Raw genomic sequence first — 12,071 nt, forward strand, 5'->3', positions numbered from 1 at the left:
TCCAATAAAAAAACTGATAGATTAAATTAGATTAAAAAAAACATTGGTAGTTCTAACCTGTAATTAGAATCACCTTAAGTAGTCGAAGTTGTCTAGTACATCGCTAAAAATATTGTTCAGCTTTTCTATCGTTTGAGGTTTTAATTTTTCCTTATGGTCACCAGGAGTAATCTTTCTTTTATGAGACATCTGCTCTTGCTCTAAAACAAACTCATCCTTATATTTCTGATAATATTTTTCTATAAGACTTTCAGGAGCTGAGAATTGCAAGGGAGACATCACTTGAGAAAGCCAACTTCTAAAGTTGGTCACCATATCTTCATACTTTACAAAAGTAAAATTTGGCATAGGCAACATTTTAATTTGCACAGCAGGTTTATATCTTTCTAGTAAAGAAAATGGCATTGATGGATCTACTTTTGCCCTGCCGATAATTAGACCTTTATCAGTTGCCCTGCTTATGCAATAGTCATCAATACTCATGTTTTGTATATTCTTTCGCTCTTCGCGACGTTTTTGGTCCCAGGATTTAGTGTTATGAGTCCAACCCTCTGAAAAATATTGAGAAACCAGTATATCTCTGGGATCTCTGACTTGAAGAATATGCCGAAGCTCAGAAATATGTGCAAATTCATCATCTTTATGAATCAAGAAATTTCGTTGTGGACACAAACAAAAACTTTCCTTAATATCAGAATTCAGTTGATTATGCTTGTATAAATTATTATTAACTTCAGGTTGATTATGAATAGAGAAATATAATATATTCTTCTCTATAGATAAATCTTTGAAAAGCTTATATAGAAAAACAGAAGCACTTTTTGGCAATGAGTATACAAAAAAGCCAAAAAGTTTTTCCTGCTCAAATATTTTAGAATCTGTACCCATATAAATTACCTAAACTCAAAATTTTAGACACCTTCAAACCTGGTATTGGATGATTATATCAAATCCGGTAACATCTGTCTTATAAAACTAGAAAGAAAGAATAAGTATTTATATTAAGTAAGGCTAATAGAAAGATTAATGCCAATACATATCATACATAGAGCAGGCAATAGCCAACCGAACTATAAAAGAATCAATCATAAATTGGTGCTTGAAGTCACCGTTTGCAAAAAAATCACTATTAATTTTCCCCTCAGCCCGATAACTAATCTCTTTAAGGATTTCCTGATTGACAACATCGGGAAGTACATCTACAAAGCTTGAGCTTAAAATGATCTCTGAAATTTGGATTCTTGAATTATAGGAAGAATCATAATCGAAATCATATTTGAAACTACGGTTTTGCTTTTCAGGATCAAAAAAGTATTGTTTTGTTTTCTCGCTAGGTTGTCTTAGGGCGTACCCATCCTGAAAATTATGGGAGCTATCAGGAAAATCAGTTTTTTTCGGACTTCTGTCAAACCTCCATATTTCACCATATAAAGGTATGCGAGAAAGGTTATCATTTAATAGTCTGATTGCGCCAAACAATACTCTTTCAGAGACGCGATCAAAAACGGATAACCGTTCAGCAAAGCGGGCTACTTTTTCATCAATAAGAGGGTAAATCATAAACGCTTTTGATGTCAAATCTAGTGTTGCAGGAACCGCAAATTGTCCTACACGAAAGTCTTGATGTGCATAAAATAGGATATCTCTACCATCCCTAAAGTCTCCTGACCTGGACCCTCTCCAGCGTCCTAATGCTTTTATTGTTTCAATATTGCATTCATTAGATGTAAAGCTGGAAATAAAGATGTTCCAGAATTGCTCATTAAGAAATGATTTCTGGCCGTTCATGCTCCGTGCTGAACCACCTCTCAATAAATGGCCATTTCCATGGAAAACTGGGCTATTTTGACAATGGGCAAGATCATTCTTAAAATTGTATTGATGAGAGAAGGCCATACCCAAACCATCTGTTGTTTGAAGACTATAAGCTAATGCCCGAAAAGCATCACTTATGACACGAGTTTTCCTGATTTCGTATTCCACTTCAATACATTCAGCCACTTTAGAAGCAACAGCAGATTCTCCTCCATCTAAGCGGTCATAGGTAAATGCTGAAAGCTTTTTGCAGCCCAGACCACTCAATGCAGCACAGATGCTACGACTGTCTTTACCTCCCGATAAAAATATATAGGAATTCAGTGATTCTCTGATTGGGTAGCAAGCTGAAAGCAATTCTTCTGCTAGAAGCTTAGACTTTTCTGCCAGTGGCATATCTTGAGGAATTGGTTCTAGTTGTGATAGGGGATAGGCAACAAATTTGTATTTACCATTTTCTTGAACTACAGATTTATTTGGTGGGCACGCTATGGTATTTAAGAATGGTGTATCCCCATCAACCGCAAAGCCAGCGCACAAATACTTATGAAAATAATTCCGGTTGTGTCTAATACCCAAAGTTAAAGCTGAAGCACAATATACTAGCAAAGGTCTGTTGCCAATGACACTGTAACCATCTCTGTTTTTACCTACAAAAAGTCCAACACTTGGAGGCTGAGTGCTCCAAGAAAATACTTGGCTACAGTTTGATGGAATGTAAACATAAGACCCTATACCACCTGGGCTAGACTTAATAATTAAGGAGCCATTTTTGAGATCCAATAGCGAAAAAATATTGCTTTCTTGCGCCGATGGTTCTAATACACCTTTGCCAGCATAGCCACAACAGAAGATATATCCACCTGAATTTTTCAGAAGCCCTGGATTAATGTTAGAGAAACCGCCATCATTGTTTTTATCTTTTTTCCAATAGACCAATATTCCACGATCAAATGAATGAACAATACTGGTAGCATAGCCAGGTGGAAGTACTCTGGCTAATTGAGGAATAAATTCAACAATATCTTCTTTCGCAGCATCGGAAACTGTTTGGAAAAAAACATAAGGGTATGACATAGCCTCAAGTCTAAAAACCTTCTTGATGGAACTCCGCTACAGATGTAAAAAAAGTCGCAGGCATTTCGTGGGGACAGAACAGCCAATCTCTACATTCATGACTCCTATCGCCCTTAATTACCTCCTTTGCACTACCAAGCTCACGTTTATCTAGGTGGTAATAAGTATAATTCAATGGACTCAGTACTTCCATTAAGGCATTTTCAGTCCTACCTGCAAGCACCTCACAAATCATAAAAGGACGAGCAGATTTTATTAAATTGATGCCACCAGCAATTACATCTGGCTCCGTTGACTCGGTATCTATTTTGATTACGCTAGGTATAGAGTTTGTCTGGCAGATGTTACTAAGGGTATCAAGTTCTACCTCAACTACTTCTTTTGCAGGTCGAAATCCCTTGCGCAGTGAGTTAGAAGCATCGCTTCGAGCCGAAATATACATTTGCGCTATACCACATTTGTCACCTAGTGCAACCTGGTGCAAAAAGATATTGTCTATTTTATTTAACTCGATCAAATTGCTAAATATATTTGCCAAATTTGGGACTGGTTCAAAAGCGTGAACAATAATATTAGGTACTGCCTTTGCACACACTAACGAATAGATTCCAATATTGGCTCCAATATCAAAAAATACTTTATTAGGTGACTGCTTCAGGAGAGTTATACAAGTTGCGAGGGTCAATGATTCATAGGATGCAAGTCCTGACTGCAAAACTGTTTTCCCTACAATTGTACTTTCTGCACCTGAAAAATTGAGAGTTTTATCTTCCGTAAAGGCGAGAAGTTGACTTAATTTGATTGATGACATGAATAAATTTTTCCAATCTTGTTAATTTTTTGCACAAATAAAACAAAACTGACCACAGACAGATAATTTTCTCATTAATATTTGAGGATTATTACGCTTTGTATTTTCTCCCCACTGGTCGATCTCAATATTAAGAGGTGACTCGTTGATAAAATACTTGCTGTATGTCTTAGGACGCCCTTCGTATGTTCTTTTAACCAAGGTCAAACCATCTATGCCGGGACGGATTTCCTCTAATCTTAAACCTGCTTCCTGAACAATTTCCTTAAAGCCGTAAGGAGTAAAATTCCAGAGCTGAAATGAATGATAAGGCTCTAGATGTGAGGTAGAACCAACCAAATAGCCATCAGGCTTCAGGACACGAGCCATATCCTTTAAAAGCGCCTCTGGATATCGAACGTGTTCTAGCACTTGTCGGCTAAATATCAGATCAATGCTATTGGATGGCATTGGTACATTGATTCCATCAAAGTCCATGAATGTCGCATCGGTACGTCTCCGTTGTCGAACTTCTGGCGAGTCTACAATGTCCACACCAGTCCAAGAAGACTCTGGCAGCAATTCTTTAAACAAATCCACAGATGTTCCTGTACCACACCCAATATCTACAATCACCGACTTTGCCGGTAGTTTATCTAAAACCCTTTGCACCATCCATTCAGGAGTTACTTGTTGAGGGTTGTCCTTCGGTACATAATCCTTCATTTCATGCCACATAAGGTATTTCTCCTAATACACTGGTAATGTCTTTACGGAAGTAGTTAGTATTCATTCCCGAAGGATTGCAAAGACTCGCAAACCTGACACCTCTGGTTATCTCTAAATAGCTTTCAATGTTTGCGAGGGCATCATTATTACCACCAAGTTCGTTGAACGTTCGATAAAGCGACACCTCTGGCTCTTTCCCAGTCACCGAAGGAAACTCCTGGCTTAGTGCACTATTAATAATGAACGATGGAGTACCAGTTAGAAGTGTGTGAGTCTTTAACCACAGGTCATCAGCTTTCGGCGCATACTGTTTTGCCACATAAATATTTCTCACCCTCGGATATATATGCAGTGGCGAGTACAAAACCCCATCTTTACCTGTAGGAACGTTCAACATCGAAGGGTTATTAGTAATATTTCGCGACCATTTTTTGTAAGAGATTAGTTTTTCCCGATCAAAACTCATTACTCGTCCACGAAATCCGATGACACAGCCATGCTTTAAGTAGTTTTCATAGAGTTGCCACAACCACCAGGGAGGATAAGCTGTATCATCATCCGCAGTAACTATCAGGGTATTGCAGAATTCAGTTGGGGTTCTTTCATAGACTTCATCAAGAACAGGTAAAATCTTACGGTAGGAACCAATGTTGTCCACAAATTTCACAAAAAACTTATTAGGTTTCTCTTCCAGCAGGTGACTGAGGTCGTTAGTAATCGTGGGGCAGCCTTCATCAAGTAAGTAAGGCTGTTCGGATAGATACAAACGTATTTCATAAGCATCCCTGGGAAAATCTTGAGCAAGCAAAGACTCTATCACGAGGTGGACATGATTAAGTCGAGAACTAATAGTTGTAAGGCTGATAATAACATTGTGCATAGGATATACTTGAGTTGATATTTTTAATTTTTTTGATAGTAAACATAATAACTCACTTCAGTACCGCTGGAATCCAATGCAAAGCGTTATGTGAACCATCAGTTCCTATAGGTATATGAGCCATCATAAAACGCCAGGCGTTTAGGGCACTCCTAAAATAGTATTCTTTATAAGAGGAAACAGTACCCATTCCACCACGCATCAGCACTAAAGGTTGCGAAATGGTTTCTATAGCCTCATATGAATAATGTCGTCGCATCCTCAAGCGAAATTCCACATCGCCTCGCGTCTTAATGGGAATAAAGCAGCCGATCTCCTGAAAAACTTGTTTGCGCCAAATGAATGAAACCGGAGCGTCTCCCAACACATCACCAATATTATCACCGTCAACCATTAGTCGTGAATTCTCACTAATTCTGAGATGATTAGCATGGGTAGCCATTACTCTGGTATCAGTTAGCATCGGCTGCAACTGATACTCCAACCTTTCTGGATGAGAGATATCATCATCATCCTGAATAGCAATAAACTCTCCCTTTGCCATCGCAATAGCAATGTTGCGGGAAGCATATTGACCAACATTCTTGTTGTTGCGGTGATAGACAATCGAATGTGTACTATCTTGGCCTATCTCGTCTATCAATAACTGAATCATCCGGCTTAATTCATCTGATGAACAATCATCAATAAGAATAATTTCTAAAGCTGGATATGTTTGATGAATAATGGATTCGAGAGAAAGCCTCAAGAGCTTCATATCTGGATTGAAGGTCGTGAAAACTACAGAAATCAAGGGGACGTTATCTATGTTATTGTTTGGATGATAGGACTGGCGCTCCTTTGCCCACTCGGTCAAGTTTGCCTCCATATAGTCAGCGATCGTAGAATATTCAGAAGGGTTAATAATTTTGTACTTAAAACCTTCTTTCATAAGCTCCTTATTAATATGAGCAATTAAGGGGGTATCGTATCCAGCAAGTGCCAAAAGAATATCTTTGTCTTTATTAGTAATGCCTATTTGCTGATAATGAGTCGCTATCCAATCTAATAGCTTTGAGTCAAAGCAATCTGCATATAGTAACAAAAGACACCTAGCCAAGCAAGTTTCCCGATCGGGAGGTCTTTGCTCAGTTATTTTAAATGCTGAAATAATCTCTGCCAATAACCATTCCGGAGTATCAAAACAACATGGAACAGTTCGACGCAGGTCTCGCACTAACGAAATCATGCTTTGTTTCGGAATTTGAAATATTTTCTTGAGTAGTTGCCAAATCTTTAGAAAGTCTGGCTCCCTATTCATTGATCTACTTTTTTGTAGGATTTGGTGGATGGCAAGAAACCCCAATGCGTCGTGCGTGTCAGTTATTTCTGCCAGCTCAATGAGCATAGGAAGGTGTTCCGCTAACTCAATAGCTTTTGAGAAGCTATGCCGTAACCCTCTGGAGAGCATTCGTGCTGGAATTTTCCTGAAAAGCATTATTTCAAATGCCTGATTAAAAATCTGAACAAGCGCCTCCGAAGAGTTTATTCCAGATAACTCAAATGCCAAATAAAGACAAGAATCAATTCGGCGGGCTAGTATTTCATTGTGAGAATCATCAGTTGTAGCTTTCAATTCGGCAACAGTATTATTCAAATAGCTGTGAAGCTTAATTTGGAGAGCATTACTATTTGGCGAAAATATCAGCACATTCAATAAATCTCCAATTGATCTTCGCTGCATCGTTACTGAATTAGAAACGTAATCAATTGCCTTTTCAAGTATGCGTTCAACACTTTCTATATAGGCATCACCTTGATGTTCTAATAGTTCTGCGATTAGCAATTTCATTGACGGTAAATGGACTTTAGATTCATTAACAGGACCAAGCGACTGAAACTGGTTGAGAATATCTGCAAAACTTTCTCGCGCCATAAACCGTCCCGGTTCAAGAAAGATTGACAGTAATACCGATTCTGAGTCAATCCGCATAGTTTTCCAATAGCCACCTGGAATATTGTTCTTTTGATCGGCAATATATTTTGCGCTATTTGCCAGCACGAGTAGTGAATTGCAACGGCTGTTATCGTCGATCAGTGCTTCACGCTTGCCATTAGGCACTAACAGTATGTGAAGGCCAGTTTCAGCTATATGTCTTTGCAATAAGAACAACTTCTGACTTACAAGATCAATGGAATCATCATTACCAAAGATAATTAGGGGTTTAAAATCGGAATAAAATTGCGTTGACTCAAAAGTCTTAGCGTGTCTTAATTCAACTACCCTATCCTTTTTTCCCAACTCCTTTAAAACATCCCCCAACTGCTGCCTAACCACAGTAGACTCCGGGTGCAACTCCAAAGACCGTCGCAACTCAACCTCCGCCTCCCGCCACCTACCCAACTGCATCAACCCATACCCCAACTGATGCCTAACCACAGCAGACTTCGGACTAACCTCCACCACCAACCTATACTCAACAACAGCCTCCTCCCATCTACCCAACTGCCCCAAAGCATACCCCAAATGATGCCTCACCTCAGCCTCAGCAAAACCCAAACTAATTGATCGCCCATACTCAACAACGGCCTCCTCCCATCTACCCAACTGCCCCAAAGCCTGACCCAAACCAAACAAAACCTCACCAGACTCCCCAGACAAAACCACCGCCTGACGATAAAATTCCACCGCCTCCGACCATTGTTCCAACTTACCCAAAGCCTCAGCCAAACCCAAACAACAATCAATCCCACCGGGACTCATCTCCCAACTCCGACGATAAAACTCTACCGCCTCAGACCATTGCTGCTGCCCAGACTTAGCCGCCCCCAAATAATAATAAGCCTCTGTCTGTAGGGACGTTCCATGGAACTTACCTACATTTGCATACAACATATTTACCACTTTGTCAAGACACTGATCCACCTCGGACCATTGCCCCAACTTCACCAACACTGCTCCCAAACCAAGATAAAACTCGGGCACATCAGTCTTCTGTTCCACCGCCCGACGAAAATAACCCACAGCCTCCTGAAACTGACCTTTACCCTGTAACAAAACCCCCAACTTGTAGAGAGACCAGGAAGCTTGAGGATTTATGGCCACAGCCTGACGAAAAGCAGCGATCGCCTCATCTATGCGCCCCACCTTAACTAAAGCCTCCCCTAAATTATGATGGCCATAGGAAAAACCAGGATTAAGAGCGATCGCCTCACGGTAAGCAGCTACAGCATCATCGAGCTTGCCCTCCCGCAACAATTGATTAGCAGTTTTGAAATTAGTTTGAACCATATTCAAGAATTTAGAATTTAGAATTTAGAATTTAGAATTACAGCATATTTCGGGGAAATGAGGTACAGGGTAAATGATGAAAACCATGTAGCGTGGGCATCTTGCCTGGATTTAGGCATCTTGCCCACGACGGGTGTACCTCACCAGGAATGAAGTCAAAAGTCATGCATTCAAAAGTAACAAATGAAGTTAAAAGTTAGAAATTAACTCAAAATTACAGCATATTTCGGGTAAATGATGTACAAGATAAATAGTGAAAATATTGTAGGCATCTTGCCCGCGATGGGTGTACCTCACCAAGAATGAAGTCAAAAGTCATGCATTCAAAAGTCAACAAACAAGTCAAAAGTCAAAAGTAAGAAATGAAGTTATAAAGTTAAAAGTTAGAAATTAACTCAAAATTACAACAGATTTCGGGAAAATGATGTACAAGATGAATAGTGAAAATATTGTAGTGCGGGCATTTTGCCCGGGATGGGTGTACCTTATAACAGCGGAAAGCGCTGTAAGTCAAAAGTAAGTAATTAACTCAAAAGTTAAAAGTCAAAAGTGAGATTTTATAGGCTTGAAAGTTTGAAACTATAGCAATGTGCGCTGGCATATCTACAAATTACCTAATAATTAAGGTATCCGTTTTCAATAATTATTAATTATTAATTATTAATTATTAATTATTCATTACACTTCCATTTTCAGCGACCTGAATACAATCGTACCAAAGCAATACCAGTAACAATAGCCACAAACAACCATGTTACCAACAGACCTATAACTTCACCAATAAATAGACCGATCGCCCCATAAATAAATCCACCCACTGCCCAACCAAGGGATAAACCTATAGCCCAAGCAACAATATTAGCAATTATCCACCATTCTTCACCATAAATTTGCTTCCTGAGTACAAACCATTGGCCTAGTCCCAAAATTGCCCCCACAATAGCTCCATTAATCAACCCATGAAATAGCCTGACTAAAATTTGTTCAGTTCGTGGGGCTACCCAACCTAATCCTCCTAAACTACTGGCCCCGATTAATAACCATGTCAAAATATTTACTACAACCCACCATCTACTTCGGAATATATAATTTCTCAGTACCAACCATTGGGCTAATCCGATGATGCCACCGCCGATGGCTCCCGAAAAAGCACCAATATAGGGTCTAACACCTACTTCTACAAATATTAAACTGACCAAAAAGCCAACAACGGTGAAAAATACCCATTGCAGCCAAAAACCCCAGCCGATGGTTTTGGACGTAGTATGAGATTGATAATAGTATGGTTTAGTAATTGACACAGGCTCTTCAACAATTAATAATTAATAATTAATAATTAATTATTACCTCTCCTTGAAACCGGAACCGAAAGCAATCTCTCTGAGGTTGTCTGAGAAATTTGCTACATCACGCGCCCCCGCGCATCCCCCACGCATTGGGGGACTATAGCAAGCAAATTGACTCTTGTTCCCCCCATGCGTTGGGGGGCTAGGGGGGCAAAATTCAGTATTAAACAACTTTTCAGATATCCCCTTATTGCGAGGGCGAATACCATTCGCCCCTACTCCCCTACTCCCCTTTGGGGCGAGATACTGAGGTAGGAAACATTTTCTGGAAACCAGTCCGGCGCTCTTGGGGTGAATTTGGAGTCATATAACCCCATAATGTTTCCCAATAGAAAAACGATACTCCTGCAAAGTGGCGATCGCGTACTGCTTTTACCTGTTGTTGAATTTGCTCTATTTTCATGGAAGTTTTCATGGTACCTGTGAGAATACCTATACTGAAAGGAATTTTACTTTTGGCCAATTTTACCTCTGGTTGTGCCAATTCTGCTAAAAATGAAGGTAAATTATCTCGATACACCTGTAAAACAAATTCATCTACTATACCTCGCTTTATCCAAGTTGGCCAGTCTTGCAGATATAATTTATAAGCAAAGTCATAAGGATTAGAAGATAAGGATACAATACAATTAGGTTTAACTGCTTTGACGGCTTTATAAAGTCTTTCCATTAAAGCGGTTATTTGATTTGCCCGCCATTGCATCCATTCTGGGTCTGTAAAATCTTCTGGAGGCATTTTACCTTGATGTTGTTCCCTGTAGAGGCGGACTGTAATTGGATCGTAGCCTAATTGTACTGGCATGGCAAAGCGGTCGTCTATTTGAATGCCATCGACATCGTATTTTTTGACAACTTCTAATACTAGGTCGATAAAAAATTTTTGTACTTGGGGGTGAATGGGGTTCAGCCAAACATTATTGATAGAGAGAGACTGTTTTAGTGTTGTTAATAATGACTGTTCATCTGATTCTGGCAGTAAGTCTTTAAGTTCTAATTCAAATATATCCTCGGAAAAATTTCTATTTTTGTCCAGACTCGTTGTCACCCAGTGGGGATGGCGTTTGACTAACAGAGAATTTATTGGTGCCATGAAACCATATTCAAACCAAGGGATGACTCGTAAACCTTGGCGGTGGGACTGTGTAAATATTTCTCTAAGTACATCTCGACCAAGGCGAAATGTGGCAAGGGTAGGGTCTTGAGGTTGACCCGTAACTTTTCGAGCAATATCACTGGGATAAAATGTGTTGCCTCTATTCCAGGTTACGGGATAAACAGTGTTGAAGTTGAGTTGAGAAAGTTGACGGAGGGCGCGGTTAATTCCCCAGGGAGCGAATAATACGGTACTACTAACATTGGTTATCCAGACTCCACGCACCTCTTTTTTTTCAGGTATAGCTTTTGCAGTGACTAATTTTGGCGAGCTTACTATTGCGCATAGGAAAATAGAAATAAAAGCGATCGCTACTCCTATTCCTAGCCAGATTTTTAATTGTTTGAATTTATAATTAATGTTATTCATTATTAGGGAGTAGGGAGTAGGCAGCTTTGCTGTAGGCAGCTTTGCTGTAGAGAGAAATAATTGATGATTTCTGTGGGATGATTGATTTTATTTTTTATTATTAGACATCTGGTAAAAATTAAAAATAAAATCAATTATTATCCATAAATTATCAATTATTATTCCATGTTACCTGTTATCTGTTCCCTGTTCCCTCTTTTATGGATATGTCTATTGGAGATATCTATAATACCAAGCATGAAAAAAGAATGTTACGAATAATAGGGGCAATTAAAAGACTTTATAGGAGATGTCTATTTTCATATTTATGAAAAAGCGTTTCCTGGCGGAATGCTCCACAAACAAATACCTAATTAGGGTTTGCTGAAACAGTCTTTTTTGAGTAGTAGGGGAGCGGGGAAGTAGAGGAGTAGGGGAGTAATTTTCAGGCTACTCTCCTGCCCAAAATGCTAACTTTTTGAGCATAACATAATAGAGCTGAAAACTAGATACTTTTTCCAGAGCTAAAAAGGCTAAAACCTTTATCTATAAATGCTTTTAGATTTAATCAACAAGCCCTAATTATATTGAAGATTAATTCACTATCTCAAATTTAGAGATGTGCCAACTCCTGATTCAAATAATATAAATTATTTGAGAGT

Annotated in this window: 8 protein-coding genes; all 8 read right to left on the reverse strand. The window is 39.1% G+C overall.

Annotated elements, in window-relative coordinates; translation table 11 throughout:
* Positions 1-69 precede the first annotated feature (69 nt).
* A complete protein-coding gene (locus tag F6K23_RS00230) occupies positions 70-888 on the reverse strand; it encodes a sulfotransferase domain-containing protein (RefSeq protein WP_293149383.1) in 819 nt (272 codons plus the stop codon).
* 135 nt (positions 889-1,023) lie between these two features.
* The gene (locus tag F6K23_RS00235) at positions 1,024-2,892 is read right to left on the reverse strand and encodes a hypothetical protein (protein WP_293149385.1); all 1,869 of its coding nucleotides are present in this window, start codon (positions 2,890-2,892) and stop codon (positions 1,024-1,026) included.
* 10 nt (positions 2,893-2,902) lie between these two features.
* Positions 2,903-3,703 carry an FkbM family methyltransferase gene (locus F6K23_RS00240; RefSeq protein WP_293149387.1) on the reverse strand — a complete coding sequence of 267 codons (801 nt, stop codon included), beginning with the start codon at positions 3,701-3,703 and terminating at the stop codon, positions 2,903-2,905.
* Between the two features lie 21 nt (positions 3,704-3,724).
* Entirely contained in the window at positions 3,725-4,420 is a 696-nt protein-coding gene (locus tag F6K23_RS00245; protein WP_293149389.1) for a class I SAM-dependent methyltransferase, read from the reverse strand.
* Positions 4,410-5,291: a hypothetical protein gene (locus F6K23_RS00250; protein WP_293149391.1), complete on the reverse strand. Its 882-nt coding sequence runs from the start codon at positions 5,289-5,291 to the stop codon at positions 4,410-4,412. Before F6K23_RS00250 ends, F6K23_RS00245 begins: the two co-directional genes overlap by 11 nt.
* A gap of 52 nt (positions 5,292-5,343) precedes the next feature.
* Positions 5,344-8,562, reverse strand: a complete 3,219-nt coding sequence (locus F6K23_RS00255) for a tetratricopeptide repeat protein (protein ID WP_293149393.1) — start codon at positions 8,560-8,562, stop codon at positions 5,344-5,346.
* Positions 8,563-9,254: 692 nt separating this feature from the next.
* Positions 9,255-9,863: a hypothetical protein gene (locus F6K23_RS00260; protein ID WP_293149395.1), complete on the reverse strand. Its 609-nt coding sequence runs from the start codon at positions 9,861-9,863 to the stop codon at positions 9,255-9,257.
* A 268-nt stretch (positions 9,864-10,131) separates the two neighbouring features.
* The gene (locus F6K23_RS00265) at positions 10,132-11,430 is read right to left on the reverse strand and encodes a glycoside hydrolase family 10 protein (protein WP_293149397.1); all 1,299 of its coding nucleotides are present in this window, start codon (positions 11,428-11,430) and stop codon (positions 10,132-10,134) included.
* Between the last annotated feature and the right edge of the window lie 641 nt (positions 11,431-12,071).

The sequence above is a fragment of the Okeania sp. SIO2C9 genome, assembly GCF_010672455.1.
GTDB lineage: Bacteria > Cyanobacteriota > Cyanobacteriia > Cyanobacteriales > Microcoleaceae > Okeania.

Coding starts and splice junctions, on each gene's coding strand:
- F6K23_RS00230 (WP_293149383.1), bottom strand. CDS start 888: ATGGGTACAGATTCTAAAATATTTGAGCAGGAAAAACTTTTTGGCTTT.
- F6K23_RS00235 (WP_293149385.1), bottom strand. CDS start 2,892: ATGTCATACCCTTATGTTTTTTTCCAAACAGTTTCCGATGCTGCGAAA.
- F6K23_RS00240 (WP_293149387.1), bottom strand. CDS start 3,703: ATGTCATCAATCAAATTAAGTCAACTTCTCGCCTTTACGGAAGATAAA.
- F6K23_RS00245 (WP_293149389.1), bottom strand. CDS start 4,420: ATGTGGCATGAAATGAAGGATTATGTACCGAAGGACAACCCTCAACAA.
- F6K23_RS00250 (WP_293149391.1), bottom strand. CDS start 5,291: ATGCACAATGTTATTATCAGCCTTACAACTATTAGTTCTCGACTTAAT.
- F6K23_RS00255 (WP_293149393.1), bottom strand. CDS start 8,562: ATGGTTCAAACTAATTTCAAAACTGCTAATCAATTGTTGCGGGAGGGC.
- F6K23_RS00265 (WP_293149397.1), bottom strand. CDS start 11,430: ATGAATAACATTAATTATAAATTCAAACAATTAAAAATCTGGCTAGGA.